This is a genomic window from Marinobacter sp. V34, assembly GCF_055524115.1.
This window is the reverse complement of record NZ_JBUPZY010000010.1, coordinates 28,978-49,568: the sequence shown is the minus strand read 5'-3', so window position 1 is coordinate 49,568 and position 20,591 is coordinate 28,978. Positions and strand designations below refer to the sequence as shown.

The window sequence follows — 20,591 nt, the reverse complement described above, 5'->3', positions numbered from 1 at the left end:
CAAGGTCGGTAAACGCGAACGCCCAACTCCTGACGAATGAAGGTTCGGACCACAACATGACGCAAGCGAGTTCAAAGCAACAGCGCGATATTCTGGTAACCAGCGCCCTGCCGTACGCCAACGGCCCCATCCATCTGGGCCATCTGCTGGAATACATTCAGACGGATATCTGGGTTCGCTATCAGAAAATGCGTGGCCAGAACTGTTACTACGTTTGCGCGGACGATGCTCACGGTACCGCCATTATGCTCCGTGCCGAGCGGGAAGGCATCTCTTCCGAGAGTTTGATCGACCGTATCAAAAAGGAGCACCAGGAAGATTTCGGCGGTTTCCATATCCTCTTTGACAACTACTACACCACCCATTCCGAGGAGAATCGCCAGTTCTCGGAATACATCTACCGTCAGTTGCAGGAAAACGGCCACATCGCCACCCGCAAGATCACTCAGGCGTTCGATCCTGAAAAGAACATGTTCCTGGCGGACCGGTTCATCAAGGGCACCTGCCCCAAGTGCAAAACCGAGGATCAGTATGGCGACAACTGCGAGGCCTGTGGCGCCACCTATACCCCGGCAGAGCTGATCAACCCTCGCTCAGCGGTTTCCGGCGCCACTCCAGTGGACAAGGAATCCGAGCATTATTTCTTCCGCCTGCCGGAATTTGCGGACTTCCTCGCGAACTGGACCCGCAGCGGCACGCTCCAGCCCCAGGTGGCCAATAAGCTGGCCGAATGGCTGGATGCTGGCCTGCAGGAGTGGGACATCAGCCGCGATGCGCCCTACTTCGGGTTCGAGATTCCGGATGCACCGGGCAAGTACTTCTACGTCTGGCTCGACGCGCCCATCGGTTATCTGGCCAGCTTCAAGAACCTCTGCAACCGGGAAGGCATTGATTTCGAGCATTTCTGGAAGGCGGATTCCACCGCCGAGGTGTATCACTTCATCGGCAAGGACATTATCAATTTCCACGCCCTGTTCTGGCCGTCCATGCTCCACAGCGCTGGTTTCCGTACTCCCAGTGCTGTCTGGGCTCACGGTTTCGTGACGGTGAATGGCAAGAAGATGTCCAAGTCCCGGGGCACCTTTATCATGGCCCGTACCTATCTGGATCACCTGAATCCGGAATACCTGCGCTACTACTTCGCCGCCAAACTCACCGGCAGCGTCGACGATATGGACCTGAACCTGGAAGACTTCGCCGCACGGGTGAACTCGGATCTGGTGGGCAAGGTGGTCAACATTGCCAGTCGTAGCGCCGGGTTCATCACCAAGCGCTTTGACGGCCAGCTCGGTACCGTTACCGAACATGAAAAGCTGAAAGAATTTATCGAGGCCGGCGATGAGATCGCGGACTTTTTCGAGGCCCGGGAGTTCGGCCGTGCCATGCGTCGAATCATGGAGTTGGCGGACATCGCCAACCAGTACGTGAATGACGAGCAGCCCTGGGTCATTGCCAAGCAGGATGGCCAGGACGACAACCTGCAGGCCATCTGTACCAATGCCATCAACATGTTCCACCTGCTGATGACTTACCTGGCGCCGGTTCTGCCGGAAACCGCCAAGGCTTCGGAGGCGTTCCTGAATGCGCCGCTGGACTGGAATAAGCGTGAGCAGCGGCTGGAGAACCACGAGATCAACAAATTCAAGCCGCTGATGAACCGCGTGGACATGGCCCAGATCGAGAAAATGCTGGACGCCTCCAAGGAAGAAATGCCCGCAGCGACAGGACAGAAGGCGCCGAAAGCCAATCTCGAGCCGATTGCCGATGAAATAGAATTTGGCGATTTCGCCAAAGTGGATCTTCGGGTGGTCAAGATTGTGAAAGCCGAACACGTGGACGGCGCCGACAAGCTGCTACGCCTTACCCTTGACGTAGGAGAGGGTGAGCGCAACGTCTTTGCCGGTATCAAGTCGGCCTACAAACCTGAAGACCTTGAAGGGCGTCTGACGGTGATGGTGGCCAACCTCAAGCCCAGAAAGATGAAGTTCGGGATGTCCGAAGGCATGGTTCTGGCCGCTGGCCCCGGTGGTAAAGACATTTTCATCCTGTCACCAGATTCGGGCGCCACGCCCGGCATGCGGATTATGTAATGGGCCGGATGTGTCGTTAATGACGGAGCAGGCCGATGACTGAGTATCTGCTGATTCTGGTCAGCACCATACTGGTGAACAATTTTGTGCTGGTTCAGTTTCTTGGACTGTGCCCTTTTATGGGTGTGTCCGGGAAGCTGGAAACCGCCATGGGCATGTCATTGGCCACCACCTTTGTGCTGACCCTGGCCTCGGTGTGCAGCTACCTGGCGTATACCTACCTGCTGGAGCCACTGGATCTGGCGTTCCTGAAAACCATCACGTTCATCCTGGTCATCGCCGTCGTTGTACAGTTCACGGAGATGGTAGTGCGCAAGACCAGCCCCCTGCTCTACCGGGTACTGGGCATCTTCCTGCCTCTGATCACCACTAACTGCGCGGTTCTGGGCGTTGCCCTGCTTAACCTCAACAAGAACAATAACTTCGTGGAATCTGTCCTGTACGGTTTCGGTGCCGCTGGCGGTTTTTCGCTGGTGCTGGTGCTGTTTGCGGCCATGCGGGAGCGCATCGCCGTGGCCGATGTTCCGGTTGCCTTCCGTGGCGCCGCCATTGGCATGGTCACCGCCGGGTTGATGTCTCTGGCCTTCCTGGGCTTTACTGGTCTGGTCAGCGTCTGACGGAGCGTTTGTATTATGTGGACGAGCATACTGATTGCCGTAGTGGTTCTGCTCGCGCTGGCGGTTGTATTCGGTGGTCTGCTGGGGTTTGCCGCAGAGCGCTTTCGGGTGGAAGGCAATCCTCTGGTGGACCAGATTGACTCCATGCTTCCTCAAACCCAGTGCGGCCAGTGTGGCTTTCCCGGCTGCCGCCCCTACGCGGAATCCATTGCCAACGGCGATGCCATTAACAAGTGCCCTCCGGGCGGTGAAACCACCATCAAAGCGCTGGCAGATCTGCTGGACGTCGAGCCACAACCGCTTGACGCGGAACACGGGGTGGAACAGGCCAAGCGTGTTGCGGTGATTCGTGAGGACGAGTGCATCGGCTGCACCAAGTGCATCCAGGCCTGCCCGGTGGACGCCATCCTCGGCGCCGCAAAGCACATGCACACGGTAATAGAGAGCGAGTGCACTGGATGTGACCTGTGCGTGGAACCCTGCCCGGTGGATTGCATCGATATGATAACGGTGGAGCCCGACATACGCTCATGGACCTGGACACCGCCCAAGCCTGGTGTGATTGCTACCGATCGTCAGGGGGCCAACGCCTGATGACACAGCTCTGGGACTTTTCCGGCGGCATTCATCCTGCCGAAAACAAACACCTTTCCACGGCACGCCCCATCATCGATGCCGGCCTTCCAGAGGTACTGGTGCTGCCGTTGCAGCAGCACATTGGCGAATCGGCTGAGGCCTGTGTTGCGGTGGGCGATCGAGTTCTCAAAGGCCAGAAAGTTGCCGACGTGATCGGGGGCATGGGTGTACCCGTGCACGCGCCGACCTCCGGTACTATTGAGTCCGTCAGCCTTCAACCTGTTCCCCATCCTTCCGGGATGAGCGACTGGTGTATTACTTTAAGACCCGATGGCAAGGACGAGTGGACAACCCTCAGCCCAGTATCGAACTACCGTGAACTGGAAAGGGAAACGGTGCTCGAGCGAATCCGCAACGCCGGCATTTCTGGAATGGGCGGTGCAGGCTTCCCCACGAATATCAAGCTACGCCCGCCCCGGGACCGCAAGGTGAACACGCTGATTCTCAATGGCGCCGAATGCGAGCCCTATATCACCGCCGACGATATGTCGATGCGGGAGAACGCGGGCGAGATTATTGCCGGGCTGCGAATCATGGCGTGGATACTGCGCCCCGAGCGAGTTGTGATCGGCGTCGAGGACAACAAACCAGAGGCCATCTCAGCGCTCAGAAAAGCCGCGGAGGGTACTCAGACAGAGATCGCGGTGGTTCCCACCAAGTATCCTTCTGGTGGCGAAAAACAGCTGATACAAATCCTGACGGGCATGGAAGTACCCAGCGGCGGTATCCCGGCGGATATCGGGGTCATGTGCCAGAACGTAGGCACGGCCATCGCCGTATCTGCCGCCATTCACCGGGGCGAACCGCTGATTTCCCGCGTCACCACGATCACTGGTTATGCCGTCACCGATCCCGGTAATTTCGAGGTCTTGATCGGCACACCTATTGACTACCTGCTCGCGCGGGCCGGGCTGGAAAACAGCAGGGTCCACCGCCTTGTGCTGGGCGGGCCAATGATGGGCTACACCCTGGAAACGCCGGCCGTACCGGTGGTCAAGACCACCAACTGCGTGATTGCCGCCACCGCCAAGGAGTTACCCGACCCAGCCCCGGAGCAGCCCTGTATCCGCTGCAGCATGTGTGCCGAAGCCTGCCCAATGGAGCTTCTACCCCAGCAACTGTTCTGGTACTCCAAAGCCGGAGAATTCGACAAAGCCGAGCACCTGAACCTGTTCGACTGCATCGAATGTGGTGCCTGTTCTTACGTCTGCCCCAGCTCCATTCCGCTGGTGCAGTATTACCGGGCGGCCAAAGGCGAGATACGGGTACAACAGGCTGAACAGCTGAAAGCGGATCGCGCCCGTGAACGCTTTGAAGCCCGTCAGGCGAGACTCGAGCGGGAACAGCAGGAGAAAGAGCAACGTCGCAAGGAACGGGCGAAGGCAGCCGCCGAGGCTCAGGCCAAGAAACAGGCCGAGGCCGAAAAGGCGGAAGCAGAAGGCCCGCCAGCTAATGACCGCGCCGCCAAGGCCGCCCTGGTGCAGGAAGCCCTGGCCCGTAAAAAGGCCAAGAGCAAACAGCAGGCCGAAACGAACGCCGGGGCCTCTGAAACCAAAGCTGCCAGCGAACCGGCGCCCGATATTGACGCCCTGGAGAAGCAGCTTGCCCAGGCCACCGCCAAGCTGAACACCATGCAAAGCATGCTAAAGGACGCCAGGGCAGAGAGTGCGGACAATGTCGAAAAACTCGAGCGAGCCGTCACCAAGAACCACGACCGGGTGAAGCGGGCGGAGGAGGCTCTGGCTGAGGCCCGTCAATCCGTGGCGGCCACCGATACCCAAACGACAGACTCATAATGAACAGGCCCCAACGATAATGGCACTTGCGCAACAGTCATCGCCCCACGCCCGTAATGCCCGCTCCACGTCGCAGGTGATGTTATGGGTGATTCTGGCAGCCCTACCCGGCCTGCTGGCGCTGACCCTGTTCTTTGGTTGGGGTAATCTGATCAACGTGGTTTGGTGCATCGCTGTGGCACTGACCGCCGAGGCTGCCATCCTCAAGCTTCGCAAGCGCCCGGTGGCCTTCTTCCTGAAAGACAACACCGCTGCCGTCACCGGCCTTTTGCTGGGCCTTTCCTTGCCGCAGTTTGCGCCCTGGTGGGTGTCCGCCGTTGCCGTCATCGCCGCCATCGTCATGGCCAAACAGCTCTATGGCGGCCTGGGCTCCAACCCGTTCAATCCCGCCATGGTGGGTTACGCCCTGGTGCTGATCTCGTTCCCCGTGGCCATGACCACGAATTGGGCGCAGCCCGGTCTCCTGTGGGAGACCGCTCCGGGGTTTGGCGACACCCTCGGCATGATCGCCTCCGGCCAACAGACAGCGGTAGACGCCTTCACCATGGCCACGCCGCTGGACGAGTACAAACACAAGATTACCACCCACACCGCAGCGGAAGTGCTTGCTCACCCCACCTTTGGTGACGGTGTTGCCCGGGGCTGGGAATGGGTCAACGCCGCGTTCCTGGCAGGCGGCCTGATTCTTATTAGCCTGAAGATCATCACCTGGCACATCCCTGTCAGCATGCTGGCGGGCCTCGCTTTTATGAGCCTTGCCTTTGGCAGCAACGCGGACCAGTATGCGCCGCTGTCCATGCATCTGCTGGCCGGGGGTACCATGCTGGGTGCGTTCTTCATTGCCACGGACCCAGTGTCTGCCGCCTCCAGCCATCAGGGCAAGTTAATCTACGGAGCGGGTATTGGCATCCTGATCTATCTGATCCGCACCTGGGGTGCCTACCCCGACGCGGTGGCCTTCAGTGTTCTGCTGATGAACTTCTCGGTGCCCTTTATCGACCACTACACGCCACCCCGTACCTACGGGCATCACAAGCCCCGGCGTGGCCTTCCCGGCAAGGGGCAGGGGTAAACCATGGCAGCACTCGCGAAATCCATCCGTCGCAACGCCATTGGTCTTGGCCTGTTCGCCATCATTACTGGCGGTACCATCGCCATCACCCAGGTCATGACGGCCGAGCGCATACAGGAGCAGGCAGCCAGGGCGGAAGCTCAGGCACTGTTTGAGATCATCCCGGAAAGCCGGCACGACAATAATTTGCTGACCGACACAGTGCAGCTTCCGGCGGATAACGGAATGAATGCTAACGACCCCGTCACGGCCTGGGTGGCACGTCGCAATGGCCGCCCTACCGGATTGATCATGCCGGTGGTGGCCCCTGACGGTTATTCTGGCAACATTCACCTATTGGTGGGTCTGGATATGAAAGGCACGGTGCTGGGAGTTCGGGTGACCAGCCACCGGGAAACCCCTGGCTTGGGCGACCGCATTGAAACCAAGAAGTCAGACTGGATCCACTCGTTCACCGGCCGGTCCCTTGGCAACCCGGAACCAGAACGCTGGGCTGTCAGGAAGAATGGCGGAGCATTTGACCAGTTCACCGGGGCAACCATCACCCCGAAAGCCGTGGTTAATGCAGTGCAAAAAACACTCATCTATTTCCGTGAGCACCGCAGCGACATTCGCGACATCCTCAATGAACCCGCGTCGCCAAGGAGCACGCCGTTGACACCCGAGGAAATCGCCGGCCAGACACCAGAACGGGAGCATTCGTAATATGGCGACCAAATCCAGCGCAGAGATCATCCGTGATGGGCTTTGGACCAACAACCCTGCCCTGGTCCAGGTGCTGGGGCTATGCCCCCTTCTGGCGGTAACCAGTACCGTCGTCAACGCCATCGGCCTGGGCCTGGCAACGCTGATGGTATTGATGGGCTCGAACCTGGCAGTGTCGCTGATCCGCAACTTTGTCAGCGAGTCGGTGCGCCTGCCTGCCTTTGTGATGATCATCGCCTCTTTCGTCACCTGCGCCGAACTGCTGATGCAGGCCTATACCTATGAGCTCTATCAGGTCCTGGGTATTTTCATTCCGTTGATTGTGACCAACTGTGCCATTCTGGGTCGGGCGGATGCGTTTGCCTCCAAGAACCCACCCTTACCCGCCCTGCTGGACGGAGTCATGATGGGTATCGGTTTTCTGATCGTGCTGGTTGCGCTCGGCGCCATGCGCGAACTCGTGGGCCAGGGCACCCTGTTTACCGATATGGATCTCCTGCTGGGCCCCATGGCAGCGGACTGGGGAATTCGCCCGCTGGAGCAATACCCGGACGTTCTCTTCATGGTACTGCCGCCGGGCGCCTTTGTCGGACTGGGGTTGCTCATTGCTCTGAAAAACGGCATCGACAATCATCTCAAGGCCCGTCGTACAGCAGCGGAGCCAATCGTGGCCGGTAGCAAGCGAGTACGGGTAACAGGCCATGTGTCCTGAACACCCAATGAACATTATTTTCTCAGCCAGCGGATAACCCATGAACAAGGCAAAACGTACGGAAATCTTTACCCGTTTGCGGGAAGCCAACCCGACACCCACCACTGAGTTGAACTATACCAACCCGTTCGAACTGCTGATTGCGGTGATCCTCTCGGCCCAGGCCACGGATGTCGGCGTGAACAAGGCAACAGCGAAACTCTATCCCGTTGCCAATACACCCGAAAAAATCCTGGCTTTGGGAGTGGATGGCTTGAAGGAATACATCAAAACCATCGGGCTGTTTAACAGCAAGGCGGAGAATGTCATCAAGACCTGCCGCGCGCTGATTGAAAAGCACGACGGGGAAGTTCCTGACAACCGGGAAGATCTGGAAGCTCTTCCGGGAGTGGGCCGTAAAACCGCCAACGTGGTTCTGAACACCGCGTTCGGACATCCGGCCATGGCGGTGGATACCCACATCTTCCGGGTATCGAACAGAACGGGGATTGCGCCGGGCAAGAACGTGCTGGAAGTGGAGAAACGCCTGATGCGGCTGGTGCCGAAGGAATTCCTGCTGGATGCCCATCACTGGCTGATCCTGCACGGGCGCTACACCTGTACAGCCAGGAAGCCAAGATGCGGCGCCTGCATCATCGAAGATCTGTGCGAATTTAAGCAGAAACGGGATTACATGGACTGACACCGGCCCCGGATAACCGGAACCGGTGCCCCTACCGGGCGCTTACCGCTGGCCTAGCATCTTCTCTTTCAGGTCTTCCTGGGCTGGCTCATCTGACAGCCAGATGCCGAACAGGGCCTTCTTGAACTCCAGGTCGCCAATAGTGGCGCGTTCCTCACCATTTTTTAGCACGCGCACGCCCTCACCCGGCAAGTAAACGAGATCAAACACGTCACCGTCCTTGATCTCTTCTGAAAACACATCCAGGAACGCATCCACATCGTCCTTGATCGCGGCCAGGTCTCCTTCTGTGGAATTCTCAAACCCTTCCATTGTGGCGGATTTCATTTTGTCGCTGGTGATCATCCCGGAAATGATGTGCAGGGTGATGGCCTGGGGCTCGTCCGCGTTGATAATGGCCTGGCCATCGTCGATGGTCTCGGGCACATACAGACCGCCGATGTAGAGGTCCATGAACCACTTGGAACGGGTACCCGCACCATTGAGCTTGAGCTCGGTATCCATCGCCGAGTAGGTATCCGGCACGTCAACGCCTTCTACCGTCAGGGCGGCGACCGGTGTTGTAAGGGCTGCCGTCAGCAGCAGTGAGGCAAATCCTGTTGATAGGGCCTTTTTCATCGTCCTTTCCTTATTGATCGTTATTATTGAATGTCTGAGTACCGCTGGAGTTCGACACCCTTATCCCCTCCAGCGATCCAAGTTTAACAGGGAGGAAACGAACGCTTACGCCGCCTGGTTCTCATTTGGCAACGCAAAAAAAAGCGGCCCGCTGTCTGCGGGCCGCTTTTTGGTTGTACGGAACCGATTACTTGAACAGCATGGTTCCCGACAGGCCTTCCTTCTCCAGAATTTCGCGAAGGCGACGGAGCGCCTCCACCTGGATCTGGCGAACCCGTTCACGGGTCAAACCAATCTCCTGGCCCACTTCCTCAAGCGTGCTGATGGGGTAACCCCTCAAACCAAAGCGGCGGGACAGCACTTCCTGCTGCTTGTCACTGAGCTGGTCGATCCACTTTTCGACACAGGAGCACATGTTGTTGTCTTGCAGCAGGTCGGCTGGATCGGAGGCACCTTCATCAGCAACCGTGTCCAAAAGGGACTTTTCACCACCGGTACCAATGGGCGTATCCATGGAGGCTACGCGCTCATTCAGGCCCAGCATCCGCTTTACGTCCGCAACTGGCTTATCGACCATCCGTGCGATTTCTTCCGCTGACGGCTCATGATCCAGCTTCTGGGTAAGCTCCCGTGCCGCTCGCAGATACAGGTTGAGTTCCTTGACGACGTGGATGGGAAGGCGGATGGTGCGGGTCTGATTCATGATCGCCCGCTCGATGGTCTGGCGGATCCACCAGGTGGCATAGGTGGAGAAGCGGAAACCCCGTTCGGGGTCAAACTTCTCGACCGCGCGGATAAGCCCAAGGTTACCTTCTTCAATCAAGTCCAACAGTGTCAGACCACGGTTCACGTAACGCCGTGCAATCTTTACCACCAGGCGCAAATTGCTCTCGATCATACGTTTGCGACCGGACTCCTCTCCCTTGCGGGCGAGCCGTGCAAAGTAGACTTCTTCTTCGGGTGTTAAGAGAGGAGAAAAACCGATTTCGTTGAGATAAAGCTGGGTGGCGTCCAGTTGTTTCTGGCTGGTGAAGTATCGGCCCTGGGCCGGAATGTCTTCTTCTGTTTCAACGGCTTCCACTTCCGCCGTTTCTTTTGCTTCTACTTTGTCTTCCGCTAACAGCTGATCGTCTGCGTCTTCAACATCTGATACACGATCAATGATGAGTTCTTCATGCTCTGCTGACATAACTCTTTGCCCCGCCTTTCAATGATCCTGGAAATTCGCTCACGTCTTTTTATTATTGCGAGCGCCTGCTTTCTTCGCGTTCTTGTTCAGGACATTTATTGCTAGCTGTTGACGGTTGCCGGAACCGTCGTTTTTATTGTTTGTTTCGACTATTGTCTTTCGTTGCCTCTGATTTTCGGTGCCGGACGTCAGGTTTATCCTGCAAATCCGTTTCATCGGGCCGGGAGGTAGTGGGCGGGGTCGACCGGGTTGCCATTTTTCCGGATTTCAAAATGCAACTTGGGTCTGTCCGTGCCGCTGTTTCCCAGTTCAGCGATGACCTGTCCGGCTTTAACGTCCTCCCCTTCCTGCACCAGAATCTTCCGGTTGTGAGCATAAGCACTCAAATAGTGCTCGTTGTGGTTCACTATGATCAAGTTGCCATAACCGAGCAACCCACTTCCGGCATAAACGACATTACCACTTGCCGCCGCCCTTACAGAGTCACCCGCTTTTCCAGCAATATCAATACCTTTATTGACTTTCCCGGATGTAGAATATCCTGCAATTACGGTGCCAACGTGGGGCCAGCGCCAGTTGACATTGGATACTGTCTGGCTTTGGCCTGTTAGTGGTGACGACGTATCGGGCCGCCGCGAGACCGTCGGTTTTGGCTCCGGTTTGGGAGCAGGCTGTCGCGACGCTGTGCGGGTTGGTGGTCGCGAGACCGACGCTTTGCTACTTCCGCCAGTCTGCGCAGTGGATGTTACATTTCCGCGAAGGTCCAGCCTGAGAACCTGCCCTGCTTTGATGTGGTAAGGCGGGCTTATACCATTGGCATTGCCCAGTTCCCGGTAGTCACGGCCGTAGCGCCAGGCGATGCTGTAGAGCGTTTCACCGGATTTGACGACATGGCGCCCCCAGTACACTGGCGGATTGTAGAGGTCATCACGGTAGATTGCCTGCGTGTTACAGCCAGTCAGTAACATGGCGCCAAGAAGCACAAACAGAAAGGTGTAGAGACGCGTCCGCTTTTTTGAACACGGAGAAGCAGGGGCACCGGAGGGGAGCCGCGGGAAGACTGCCGTCGCAGCAATGATGGACCCACGCACTAATCTCAAAAGAATAAAAATACGCCCGTTATTAGTAATTCGTATAAAAATTTCGGCGGTTTATAAAGTGTTTTAAGTAACTTGCTAATTTATTGCACATTTTGGGCATGAAACCAAGTTACCCATCTGTTGCATTTGTTACTGCTCGAAACAACCTTACGGATCAAAAAGTAACACTTAGTCTCGATACGCCTGTGAACACCTTCACAACCCCGAGTAAAAACCAAGCTAACGGGAGGAGCCAGGCCGTTCTTTCCTACCCATCCATTCCACCAGCAAAACCAGCAACAGGCCGGCCAACGCACAGGTCACCGCCAGCAGCAATTGCGAATCCTCGCCGGTCAACTCAGCATAGCCCATAGGGCTGACGCTTGCTTCGTTCAGCGGCACTTGCTGGCCGGCACTGTTGGTGCGCCAGCTAAGTGTCTCTTTCCAGGGCCAGACCTTGTTCAGCGCCCCCACCATAAAGCCAGTCAACAACGCCAGCACAAGGTCATGGTAGCGATGGAACGCCCAGGTAATGAGCCGCGCAACCGACAGCAAACCGACCAGGCAACCAACAGCAAAAATCCCGAGGATGCCCAGATCCAGGGAACGTATGGCGTCCAGCACCGGGACGTACATACCCAGAATCACCAGAATAAAACTGCCTGAGATTCCTGGCAGGATCATGGCGCAGATGGCCAGGGCCCCGGCACCGAAAAACACCGGCATTGAGGGCGACAACGGGCTGCCAGACAAGGTCGTTACCCACCAGGCAAAAACGGTCCCCACCGAAAATGGCAACAGCAGCAACAGCTCATAGCGGCGAACCTGGCCGCCAACGTGCCACACCGAGGCGACGATGAGGCCGAAGAAAAAGCTCCAGATAAGGATCGGATAGGTGGCAAGGGCATGACTGATCACCGACGCGAGGGTGGCAATACTGCCCAGGATCCCCACCAGCAGGCACAGTAGGAAGGTGCCGTCACACGCCGCCCAGAATTGCTTTACCTGCCCACGGATCAGTTGGTGGAAGAAAGCTTGCGGAACGGCATTGATGGCTTCCAGCAACCGAAAGTAGATACCGGTAATGAATGCAATGGTGCCACCGGACACGCCGGGGACAATATCAGCCGCCCCCATGGCCATACCTCTCAGGAATACCGCAAAAGGATGATGGGAGTGAAGTGCGTCAGCAGAAGATTCAGAAGGGTGTTCAGCCGTCACCGTACAACCCCGCCCAACAGGGGCACAAAACGCACCGGTTCTATATCCCTGGTCTCGAAACGGTCGCCCTGGCGTACCATTTCCACCAACATCTGTGTGCCCTCGCCGATCGGCGCGACAATAACGCCCCCATCCGCCAGTTGGTCTTTCAGTTCCGGCGGGATCTCACGGGGTGCTGCGGTCACGATGATACCGTCAAACGGCCCCTGTTCTGGCCACCCCATACCTCCGTCTGCGTGCTTGAGCATCGTGTTACGGTAGCCAAGCTGGCGAAGCCGGTCACGGGCCCGGTCCTGGAGCGGTTTGATACGCTCAACGCTGAAAACCTGATCCACCAGCCTGGCAAGGATCGCGGTCTGGTAGCCCGACCCGGTTCCCAGTTCCAGCACCTTCCGGGGTTTGTGGCGCATCAGGGATTCGGTCATTCGCGCGACAATATAGGGCTGGGACAGGGTCTGACTGTAGCCAATGGGCAGTGCCGTGTCTTCGTAAGCCCTGTGGGAAAGCGCTTCATCCAGGAATATGTGGCGCGGCACGTCGGACAACGCTGTCAGCACCTGCTCATCGGCTATACCAGCTTCCCTGAGCCTTTGTATCAGCCGCATACGGGTTCGGCGGGACGTCATTCCAATACCGTCAATCGCTGCCACCATTAACGTCCCTCCCGTCCTGACAGCAACTCAACCCATTCTCGCAGTGGCGACAGCACCTCATGGCGCGTCATATCCACATGGACGGGAGTGATCGAAACGTAATTCTCGCGCACCGCGTTGAAATCAGTCCCCGGCCCGGCGTCGCTGCCCTTGCCCGCGGCACCGATCCAATAACGGGCCTTGCCTCGGGGGCAGGTCATCGGCACCGCGCCCTCGGCCCGGTCGCGATGGCCAAGCCGGGTAACGCGGAAGCCGGCAATCTCTTCCCAGGGAACATCGGGAACGTTCACATTGAGAATGCACCGAGGACCAAGGGTTAACGGCTGATCGCTTTCCAGCAACGCGCGCACAACCCTGGCCGCCGTTTCGTAGTGGAAACGGCCTTCGTTCACCAGTGATACCGCAATTGCTGGCAATCCCAGGTTTCTGCCTTCAGTGGCAGCGGCCACCGTACCGGAATAGATGATATCGTCGCCGAGATTGGCGTGGGTGTTGATGCCTGACACGACGCGATCAAACGGTTCATCAAACAGCCCGTTAACCGCGAGGTGAACGCAATCTGTCGGGGTTCCGTCTACAGAGCGGAAGCCATTGGGATGATCTTCGACCGTTAGCGGGCGGCTCAACGTCAAGGCATTGCTGGCGCCGCTATGGTCCCGATCCGGCGCCACGATCTCAAGATGGCCCAGCCCCTGGAGCCCGTCGTGTAGGGCCTGAAGACCAGGCGAGTGAACGCCATCATCATTGGACAACAGAATTCGCACAATTTTCTCCAATAAACGTGGTTGCGTCCGTTATATCAAACACATCGTCCAGCAACGTCGTTGCGTACTGCCCCGGCGCAAGCCGGAACGACAGCCGCAACTGGTCATCGCCATCCCAATGCCATTCCAGATCTTCCGGTTTCAGGTTCAGCGGCCTGCGTTCAGGCTTCATGCGAGTGGTTGAAAACACCGCCGCAATTTGCGGGTGGTCTGCAACCACGGAACGTTCGATCTCGCCCTGGACCGACACCGCCTCGGTGCCACCGTCGCCCCAGAGAGGCCCCGTCACCATCAGGTTCTGATTTTCACAGGCACCTGGCTCCCCCTCCAGAGGTTCCAGCCAGGTGCCTGTCTCAACACGATGGGCAAGCACCTCGTTGAATAGCCAAGAACGTGCCGCCGAAAAGTACAATACGTTCTTACTGTCGCGACTGCCAGAGGTTGACCGCCCTCGCCCACGCTTTTTGACATTGCGACCACTCCGACGGTTCAATGTTGTCGGGTCCATGGTCAGAGCCCTATCCAGGTTGGCACCGCCATGGCCAAACCGTTGCGAGCCGAAATAATTCGGGCACCCTATGTCCCGCAACCGGGCTAAAGCCTCATCAATAGCAGATGCGTTGCCGACCACATCCTTTAACACCAGTTCAAACCGGTTACCCTGATGATCGCCCCGCCTCAGCTTTCGTGCCTGACGGTGTCGTGCCAATACCGGCCAGTGTTCTTCCACCGCCTGGATGAACGCTGTGTCTTCGTTTTCCAATCCCGGCCGATAAAGGCTAAACCACTGACGCGTAACCGCATGACGGTCCTTCAGCCCGCAAAAACCCACATCGTAATGCCGACAGCCGCAAATACTAGCAAGCTGCCGCGCCACGTAGTCGGTGTTGTCCCCGACCTTTTCCAGACGCAGGCACAGGTGCTCTCCTCCACCGCCACTGTCATCGGGCATAGACAGATCTTCATCCACGAAAAAGTCGGCGGGGAGGGATTTGATACGCGCCGAAGCCACCCGAGAGCCCGAGGAGGTTGGCCAGTCGAGTCGCCAGCCGTTGGAAGCGTGCTGAGCATCCGTCATGATGAAACCGGCTCCAGCAGACAAACCGCCTGGCATGCAATGCCCTCACCGCGGCCGGTAAAGCCCAGCTTTTCGGTGGTGGTCGCCTTGACGCTGACCCGGCTCGCCGGGATGGCAAGATCCTCGGCAATGGTCAACCGCATGGCCTCAATATGGGGCGCCATCTTCGGGGCCTGGGCAATAATGGTGGCATCCACGTTACCGACACCAAACCCTTCACCGGCAACACGGTCCATCACGCGGCGCAGCAGGTCCCGGCTGTCCGCCCCCGCCCACTCATCACTGGTATCGGGAAACAGATGGCCGATGTCGCCCAGGGCCACGGCACCCAACAGGGCATCTGCAAGGGCATGCAAAAGCACATCCCCATCGGAATGGGCCTTGAGGGAATGGGTGTGCGGAATGGTCACACCGCCAATAACGACTTGATCGCCCTCGCAGAAAGCATGGACATCAAAGCCCTGCCCGATTCGCATAGTGCTGTTTCCTTTTCAATCAGTAACGATGCAGGCTCGCCGCTAGAGATGGCTGAGGATAAAACCGGCCAGTGCCAGATCAGCGGGTACCGTAATCTTTATATTATCCGGTCGCCCCTCCACGATACAGGGAACATTGCCTGCGTATTCCATGGCCGAGGCTTCATCGGTCACCGGGTAACCTGATGCAATGGCAGCTTTCAGAGCCCTCCTCAAGGCGCCACAACGGAACATTTGAGGAGTCAGTGCGCGCCAAAGATGACGACGGTCGATGGTTGTCTCCACCTGATCGCTGTCACTTGCCACAAGTTTGAGCGTATCGGCCACCGGCGTCGCCAGCAAGCCACCCACAGGGTGGTCCTGAAGTTGGGTCAGCAATCGCTCGAGGTCATTCGGGTGCAGGCAGGGCCGGGCAGCATCGTGCACCAGCACCCAATCATCGTCACCCGCCTGATGGGCAAGTGCCTCAAGCGCAGCCAATACCGAATTCGCGCGTTCAGCGCCTCCGACACAGGTATCGATACGTGCGTCCAAACTGGCCGCGGTTTCCGGCCACCAGGGGTCGTCCGCACGAATAGCCACCACACAACCTGAAAAATCAGCGTGATCCAATAGCCTGGAGAGGGTGATATCAAGGACATATCGATTGTCCAGCTTGAGATACTGCTTGGGACAGTCTGCCTTCATTCGCTGGCCGGAACCGGCAGCGGGAACAATCAACCAATAGCGGGGTTTACTCATGGACGTGGTCAGCTTTGATCGGCCTGGCTTGCCGCTGGGTTACTGTTCGACCACCAGGAAGAAGGTTTCATCGTTACGGATCAGGCCCAGATTCATACGGGCACGTTCTTCAACCGCACCTTTCTCGCCGCGAAGGTTTCGAACTTCCGCATAGAGACGCTCATTGCGGGCTGAAAGCTTGGCGTTTTCCTCGCGCTGCTCGGCAATGGAGTTCTCCAGCCCCCATACCTGGGCAAAACTGCCTTCCCCAACCCACAGGCGAACCTGCAACAGGAGAATAAGAATAATCATGATAGACCAGAGCAACTTCATTGCGAATTCCGCTTACGATGCATCAACCGGACAGTAAGTATAGACCTTAGTGTAGTTTAGCAACAAGTTCTGCTAACCAGTTGTACAAAAAGGCCATCATGCCTCACATTCTGAGGGCCACGATGGCCTTTCCGGATCTGCTACCTGTCAGCATCCCGCCAACAGAGTATCAACAGGCGATTAGCCCTGACCTTTGATCTCGCTTAGGCCACGATAGGGCGCCTTGCCATCCAGCGCTTCTTCAATGCGAAGCAACTGGTTGTACTTGGCAACCCGGTCAGAGCGGCACAGCGAACCGGTCTTGATCTGGCCGGCGCAGGTGGCAACGGCCAGGTCGGCGATGGTGGTGTCTTCGGTTTCACCGGAACGGTGGGAAATCACCGCCGTGTAACCTGCATCCTGGGCCATCTTGATGGCGTCCAGAGTTTCGCTCAGGCTGCCAATCTGGTTGAATTTGATCAGGATGGAGTTCCCGACGCTCTTGTCGATGCCCTGCTTCAGAATTTTGGTGTTGGTCACGAACAGATCGTCACCCACCAGCTGGACCTTGTCACCCAGCTTCTCGGTCAGCACTTTCCAGCCATCCCAGTCGCTCTCGTCCATACCGTCTTCAATGGACACAATCGGGTAGCGCTCGCACAGACCTGCCAGGTAATCGGCAAAGCCGGCGGAATCAAAGGATTTGCCCTCGCCGGACAGCTGGTATTGGCCATCCTTGTAGAACTCGGAAGACGCACAGTCCAGAGCCAGAGTCACATCGGTACCCAGCTTGTAGCCGGCCTTCTCCACCGCTTCCTGGATCACCGCCAGGGCGCCTTCGTTTGACGGCAGGTCCGGTGCAAAGCCACCTTCGTCACCGACGGCTGTGTTCAGGCCTTTGCTGTTGAGGACCTTTTTCAGCGCGTGGAAAATCTCCGCACCGATGCGCAGCGCCTCGGAAAACGACTTCGCCGCCACTGGCTGCACCATGAATTCCTGGATATCCACGTTGTTATCAGCGTGCTCGCCACCGTTGAGGATATTCATCATCGGCACTGGCATGCTGTACTTGCCGGAGGTGCCGTTCAGATCCGCAATGTGGGCATACAGCGGCTTGCCCAATGAAGCGGCAGCGGCTTTGGCAGCGGCCAGGGAGACAGCCAGAATAGCATTGGCGCCCAGGTTGGCTTTGTTCTCAGTGCCGTCCAACTCAAGCATGATGTTGTCGAGAGCACGCTGATCGGCTGCATCTTTACCAATGAGAGCATCGCGAATCTTGGCGTTTACCGCCTCAACAGCTTTAAGCACACCCTTGCCCAAATAGCGGCTCGTATCCTTGTCGCGAAGCTCCAGAGCTTCGCGTGAACCCGTCGACGCACCAGAGGGCGCGCAAGCACTGCCAATGGTCCCGTCCTCAAGAATCACATCCGCTTCAACCGTAGGGTTCCCGCGAGAATCCAGTACTTCACGGCCTTTAATGTTGGCAATCTTGGTCATTCTTCTCTGTCTCCAAGTTTGATTTCAAAATTGGGAGTAAGAGCGAGCGGGAACGGCCCTACGAAAAACGCTACAAGCACATCCCTGTGCGCTTGGGCTCCGCCATCCATGGCTCCGCACATTTTCGTAGGGCCGTTCCCGCTCACTCCCATAGTCCTTCTGGAACGCAAAAAACCGCCAATCAGGCGGTATCAATAGGTTTGAAACTCTTCACAAGGTCATCAACGGCCTTCACCCGGGCCAGGAACGGCTCAAGCTGGCTCAGGCGGAGAGCACAGGGCCCGTCGCACTTGGCTTGATCCGGGTCAGGGTGTGCCTCAAGGAACAGACCCGCAAGCCCCTGGGACATACCCGCCAGGGCCAGGTCGGTTACCTGGGCGCGGCGGCCACCGGCAGAATCCGCGCGACCACCGGGCATCTGCAAGGCGTGAGTGACGTCAAACATCACCGGCACATTCATGGACTTCATGATACCGAAGCCCAACATATCCACCACAAGGTTGTTGTACCCGAAGCTGGTGCCGCGCTCACACAGGATCACCTTGTCGTTACCGGCTTCCCCGCACTTCGCAATGATGTGCTTCATTTCCTGTGGCGCCAGGAACTGGGCCTTCTTGATGTTGATGACCGCTCCGGTTTCTGCCATGGCAACAACAAGATCCGTCTGTCGGCTCAGGAAAGCCGGCAATTGGATGATATCGCAAACTTCTGCCGCAAGTGCAGCCTGCTCGGGCTCGTGAACATCGGAAATGATAGGGACACCGAACTTGCTTTTGATGTCCGCCAGAATCTGCAGCCCCTTCTCCAGGCCGGGGCCACGGAAGGAATGCACGGAAGAGCGGTTAGCCTTGTCGAAAGACGCTTTGAATACGTAGGGAATCCCGAGCTTGCTGGTAGCCTCAACATACGCCTCGGCCACTTCCATCGCCATTTCGGCAGATTCCAGCACGTTCATGCCACCGAACAACACGAACGGCTTATCGTTGGCAACCTCGATTCCCGAGACGTTCACCGTACTCTGCGCCATGATCAGGATTCCTCTTTACGGGCCAGGGCTGCCTCAACAAAGCCCTTGAACAGCGGGTGGCCGTCCCGGGGTGTGGAGGTAAATTCCGGGTGGAACTGGCAGGCCACGAACCAGGGATGATCAGGCACTTCCACAACCTCAACCAGTTTGCCGTCGGTAGAGCGACCTGAAATTCTCAGACCGGCGCCTTCCAGCTGTGGCAGGAAATGATTGTTCACCTCGAAACGATGACGGTGGCGCTCGCGAATGGTCTTGCGACCGTAGCAGTTGGCAATGGTAGAGCCTTCTGCGACCACGCAATCCTGGGCACCCAGACGCATGGTTCCGCCCAGGTCCGACTTTTCAGTGCGCTCTTCTTTCTCACCACTGGCATCCAACCACTCCGTGATCAGGCCCACAACCGGCTCCGGGGTGTGTTCGCGGAATTCGGTGCTGTGGGCATCTTTCAGGCCGGCCACGTTGCGGGCGTATTCAATAACAGCCACCTGCATACCCAGGCAGATACCCAGGTACGGGACTTTGTTTTCGCGGGCGTACTGCACCGTGCGGATCTTGCCCTCCACACCGCGCTCGCCAAAGCCACCGGGAACCAGAATCGCGTCGGCGCTGGCCAGCGCACCGGTACCATCGCGCTCGATGTCTTCGGAGTCGATGTAGTTCATCCGGACTTTGGTGCGGGTTTTGATACCGGCGTGCAGGAGCGACTCGATCAACGATTTGTAAGCGTCCAACAGCTCCATGTACTTGCCGACCATGGCAATCGTAACTTCACCTTCCGGATTCATCAGGGATTCAACGACCGCATCCCATTCACCCAAATTGGCCGGACTGGCATCCAGACTGAAACGCTCAATAACCAGCTGGTCCAAGCCAAATTCATGCAGCATGCGAGGAATGGCGTAAATGGACTTGGCGTCCTGCAGCGGAATAACCGCCCGCTCTTCAACGTTGGTGAACAACGCGATCTTGCGACGGGAACTGGCGTCGACTTCATGCTCCGAACGACACAGCAGGATATCCGGTTGCAGGCCGATGGAACGCATTTCCTTTACCGAATGCTGGGTAGGCTTGGTCTTGATCTCACCAGCCGTGGCAATGTAGGGAACCAGGGTCAGGTGCATGAACAACGCACGCTGCGGGCCGACTTCCACCTTCAACTGGCGGCAGGCCTCAAGGAATGGCAGCGATTCAATGTCGCCCACCGTGCCGCCGATTTCGATCAGTGCCACATCGGCACCGGAAGCGCCCTCAACCACACGACGCTTGATCTCGTCCGTGATGTGAGGAATCACCTGAACCGTACCACCGAGGTAATCACCCCGGCGCTCCTTACGAATCACTTCCTCGTAGACGCGACCGGTGGTGAAATTGTTCCGGCGCGACATCGGCGTGCGAATAAATCGCTCGTAGTGCCCCAGGTCCAGATCGGTTTCCGCGCCATCTTCGGTGACAAAAACCTCACCGTGCTGGAACGGACTCATGGTGCCGGGGTCCACGTTGATGTACGGGTCCAGCTTGAGAATAGTGACCTTCAGGCCGCGTGCCTCTAGGATCGCAGCCAGAGAGGCTGATGCGATACCTTTCCCCAAGGAGGACACGACACCGCCGGTGACGAAAATATAACGCGTCATGCAGATTCCGTGATTT

Annotated in this window: 21 protein-coding genes; 8 read left to right on the top strand and 13 right to left on the bottom strand. The window is 57.6% G+C overall.

Going from position 1 to position 20,591, the window contains the following annotated elements:
• Positions 1 to 56: 56 nt before the first annotated feature.
• Genes metG through nth form a run of 8 tightly spaced genes read left to right on the top strand, consistent with a single transcriptional unit; the run spans position 57 to position 8,310 of the window.
• The gene (gene metG, locus AC0B60_RS16015) at positions 57 to 2,090 is read left to right on the top strand and encodes a methionine--tRNA ligase (RefSeq protein ID WP_465086896.1); all 2,034 of its coding nucleotides are present in this window, start codon (positions 57 to 59) and stop codon (positions 2,088 to 2,090) included.
• Positions 2,091 to 2,125: 35 nt separating this feature from the next.
• A complete protein-coding gene (rsxA, locus tag AC0B60_RS16010) occupies positions 2,126 to 2,707 on the top strand; it encodes an electron transport complex subunit RsxA (RefSeq protein ID WP_465086895.1) in 582 nt (193 codons plus the stop codon).
• A 15-nt stretch (positions 2,708 to 2,722) separates the two neighbouring features.
• Complete coding sequence (rsxB, locus tag AC0B60_RS16005) at positions 2,723 to 3,301, top strand: electron transport complex subunit RsxB (protein ID WP_465086893.1); 579 nt, start codon at positions 2,723 to 2,725, stop codon at positions 3,299 to 3,301.
• The gene (rsxC, locus tag AC0B60_RS16000; protein WP_465086892.1) at positions 3,301 to 5,139 is read left to right on the top strand and encodes an electron transport complex subunit RsxC; all 1,839 of its coding nucleotides are present in this window, start codon (positions 3,301 to 3,303) and stop codon (positions 5,137 to 5,139) included. The genes rsxB and rsxC overlap by 1 nt, the downstream gene beginning before the upstream one ends.
• A gap of 19 nt (positions 5,140 to 5,158) precedes the next feature.
• A complete protein-coding gene (gene rsxD, locus AC0B60_RS15995; protein ID WP_465086890.1) occupies positions 5,159 to 6,211 on the top strand; it encodes an electron transport complex subunit RsxD in 1,053 nt (350 codons plus the stop codon).
• 3 nt (positions 6,212 to 6,214) lie between these two features.
• Positions 6,215 to 6,916: an electron transport complex subunit RsxG gene (gene rsxG, locus AC0B60_RS15990; protein ID WP_465086889.1), complete on the top strand. Its 702-nt coding sequence runs from the start codon at positions 6,215 to 6,217 to the stop codon at positions 6,914 to 6,916.
• 1 nt (position 6,917) lies between these two features.
• A complete protein-coding gene (locus tag AC0B60_RS15985) occupies positions 6,918 to 7,628 on the top strand; it encodes an electron transport complex subunit E (RefSeq protein ID WP_465086887.1) in 711 nt (236 codons plus the stop codon).
• A gap of 40 nt (positions 7,629 to 7,668) precedes the next feature.
• Positions 7,669 to 8,310, top strand: a complete 642-nt coding sequence (gene nth / locus AC0B60_RS15980) for an endonuclease III (protein WP_465086886.1) — start codon at positions 7,669 to 7,671, stop codon at positions 8,308 to 8,310.
• Positions 8,311 to 8,352: 42 nt separating this feature from the next.
• Here nth and AC0B60_RS15975 read toward each other — a convergent pair whose 3' ends face one another.
• From AC0B60_RS15975 to AC0B60_RS15915, 13 genes are all read right to left on the bottom strand, one after another.
• A complete protein-coding gene (locus tag AC0B60_RS15975; protein WP_465086885.1) occupies positions 8,353 to 8,928 on the bottom strand; it encodes a chalcone isomerase family protein in 576 nt (191 codons plus the stop codon).
• Between the two features lie 187 nt (positions 8,929 to 9,115).
• Entirely contained in the window at positions 9,116 to 10,117 is a 1,002-nt protein-coding gene (gene rpoS, locus AC0B60_RS15970) for an RNA polymerase sigma factor RpoS (RefSeq protein WP_007155459.1), read from the bottom strand.
• Positions 10,118 to 10,329: 212 nt separating this feature from the next.
• Positions 10,330 to 11,085, bottom strand: a complete 756-nt coding sequence (locus AC0B60_RS15965) for a peptidoglycan DD-metalloendopeptidase family protein (RefSeq protein WP_465086884.1) — start codon at positions 11,083 to 11,085, stop codon at positions 10,330 to 10,332.
• Between the two features lie 351 nt (positions 11,086 to 11,436).
• Positions 11,437 to 12,339 carry a DUF368 domain-containing protein gene (locus AC0B60_RS15960; RefSeq protein ID WP_465087064.1) on the bottom strand — a complete coding sequence of 301 codons (903 nt, stop codon included), beginning with the start codon at positions 12,337 to 12,339 and terminating at the stop codon, positions 11,437 to 11,439.
• 74 nt (positions 12,340 to 12,413) lie between these two features.
• A complete protein-coding gene (locus AC0B60_RS15955) occupies positions 12,414 to 13,070 on the bottom strand; it encodes a protein-L-isoaspartate(D-aspartate) O-methyltransferase (protein ID WP_292049467.1) in 657 nt (218 codons plus the stop codon).
• On the bottom strand, positions 13,070 to 13,834 hold the full coding sequence (gene surE / locus AC0B60_RS15950) for a 5'/3'-nucleotidase SurE (RefSeq protein ID WP_465086883.1): 765 nt from the start codon (positions 13,832 to 13,834) through the stop codon (positions 13,070 to 13,072). The genes AC0B60_RS15955 and surE overlap by 1 nt, the downstream gene beginning before the upstream one ends.
• Positions 13,812 to 14,912, bottom strand: a complete 1,101-nt coding sequence (gene truD, locus AC0B60_RS15945; protein WP_465086882.1) for a tRNA pseudouridine(13) synthase TruD — start codon at positions 14,910 to 14,912, stop codon at positions 13,812 to 13,814. Before truD ends, surE begins: the two co-directional genes overlap by 23 nt.
• Positions 14,909 to 15,388 carry a 2-C-methyl-D-erythritol 2,4-cyclodiphosphate synthase gene (ispF, locus tag AC0B60_RS15940; protein ID WP_465086881.1) on the bottom strand — a complete coding sequence of 160 codons (480 nt, stop codon included), beginning with the start codon at positions 15,386 to 15,388 and terminating at the stop codon, positions 14,909 to 14,911. The genes truD and ispF overlap by 4 nt, the downstream gene beginning before the upstream one ends.
• A 42-nt stretch (positions 15,389 to 15,430) precedes the next feature.
• Positions 15,431 to 16,129 (bottom strand): 2-C-methyl-D-erythritol 4-phosphate cytidylyltransferase, encoded by a 699-nt coding sequence (gene ispD, locus AC0B60_RS15935; protein ID WP_465086880.1) that lies wholly within the window; start codon positions 16,127 to 16,129, stop codon positions 15,431 to 15,433.
• Positions 16,130 to 16,168: 39 nt separating this feature from the next.
• Complete coding sequence (locus tag AC0B60_RS15930; RefSeq protein WP_465086879.1) at positions 16,169 to 16,441, bottom strand: septum formation initiator family protein; 273 nt, start codon at positions 16,439 to 16,441, stop codon at positions 16,169 to 16,171.
• A 180-nt stretch (positions 16,442 to 16,621) separates the two neighbouring features.
• Positions 16,622 to 17,917, bottom strand: coding sequence for a phosphopyruvate hydratase (eno, locus tag AC0B60_RS15925; protein WP_465086877.1), 1,296 nt, complete (start codon positions 17,915 to 17,917; stop codon positions 16,622 to 16,624).
• A gap of 181 nt (positions 17,918 to 18,098) precedes the next feature.
• Complete coding sequence (gene kdsA / locus AC0B60_RS15920; RefSeq protein WP_465086876.1) at positions 18,099 to 18,944, bottom strand: 3-deoxy-8-phosphooctulonate synthase; 846 nt, start codon at positions 18,942 to 18,944, stop codon at positions 18,099 to 18,101.
• Positions 18,945 to 18,946: 2 nt separating this feature from the next.
• Complete coding sequence (locus tag AC0B60_RS15915) at positions 18,947 to 20,575, bottom strand: CTP synthase (RefSeq protein WP_465086874.1); 1,629 nt, start codon at positions 20,573 to 20,575, stop codon at positions 18,947 to 18,949.
• Between the last annotated feature and the right edge of the window lie 16 nt (positions 20,576 to 20,591).

Bases quoted from the DNA above. Each gene is read 5' to 3' on its own strand.
- metG (WP_465086896.1), top strand. From the start codon at position 57: ATGACGCAAGCGAGTTCAAAGCAACAGCGCGATATTCTGGTAACCAGC.
- rsxA (WP_465086895.1), top strand. From the start codon at position 2,126: ATGACTGAGTATCTGCTGATTCTGGTCAGCACCATACTGGTGAACAAT.
- rsxB (WP_465086893.1), top strand. From the start codon at position 2,723: ATGTGGACGAGCATACTGATTGCCGTAGTGGTTCTGCTCGCGCTGGCG.
- rsxC (WP_465086892.1), top strand. From the start codon at position 3,301: ATGACACAGCTCTGGGACTTTTCCGGCGGCATTCATCCTGCCGAAAAC.
- rsxD (WP_465086890.1), top strand. From the start codon at position 5,159: ATGGCACTTGCGCAACAGTCATCGCCCCACGCCCGTAATGCCCGCTCC.
- rsxG (WP_465086889.1), top strand. From the start codon at position 6,215: ATGGCAGCACTCGCGAAATCCATCCGTCGCAACGCCATTGGTCTTGGC.
- AC0B60_RS15985 (WP_465086887.1), top strand. From the start codon at position 6,918: ATGGCGACCAAATCCAGCGCAGAGATCATCCGTGATGGGCTTTGGACC.
- nth (WP_465086886.1), top strand. From the start codon at position 7,669: ATGAACAAGGCAAAACGTACGGAAATCTTTACCCGTTTGCGGGAAGCC.
- AC0B60_RS15975 (WP_465086885.1), bottom strand. From the start codon at position 8,928: ATGAAAAAGGCCCTATCAACAGGATTTGCCTCACTGCTGCTGACGGCA.
- rpoS (WP_007155459.1), bottom strand. From the start codon at position 10,117: ATGTCAGCAGAGCATGAAGAACTCATCATTGATCGTGTATCAGATGTT.
- AC0B60_RS15965 (WP_465086884.1), bottom strand. From the start codon at position 11,085: ATGTTACTGACTGGCTGTAACACGCAGGCAATCTACCGTGATGACCTC.
- AC0B60_RS15960 (WP_465087064.1), bottom strand. From the start codon at position 12,339: ATGGCCATGGGGGCGGCTGATATTGTCCCCGGCGTGTCCGGTGGCACC.
- AC0B60_RS15955 (WP_292049467.1), bottom strand. From the start codon at position 13,070: ATGGTGGCAGCGATTGACGGTATTGGAATGACGTCCCGCCGAACCCGT.
- truD (WP_465086882.1), bottom strand. From the start codon at position 14,912: ATGACGGATGCTCAGCACGCTTCCAACGGCTGGCGACTCGACTGGCCA.
- ispF (WP_465086881.1), bottom strand. From the start codon at position 15,388: ATGCGAATCGGGCAGGGCTTTGATGTCCATGCTTTCTGCGAGGGCGAT.
- ispD (WP_465086880.1), bottom strand. From the start codon at position 16,129: ATGAGTAAACCCCGCTATTGGTTGATTGTTCCCGCTGCCGGTTCCGGC.
- AC0B60_RS15930 (WP_465086879.1), bottom strand. From the start codon at position 16,441: ATGAAGTTGCTCTGGTCTATCATGATTATTCTTATTCTCCTGTTGCAG.
- eno (WP_465086877.1), bottom strand. From the start codon at position 17,917: ATGACCAAGATTGCCAACATTAAAGGCCGTGAAGTACTGGATTCTCGC.
- kdsA (WP_465086876.1), bottom strand. From the start codon at position 18,944: ATGGCGCAGAGTACGGTGAACGTCTCGGGAATCGAGGTTGCCAACGAT.
- AC0B60_RS15915 (WP_465086874.1), bottom strand. From the start codon at position 20,575: ATGACGCGTTATATTTTCGTCACCGGCGGTGTCGTGTCCTCCTTGGGG.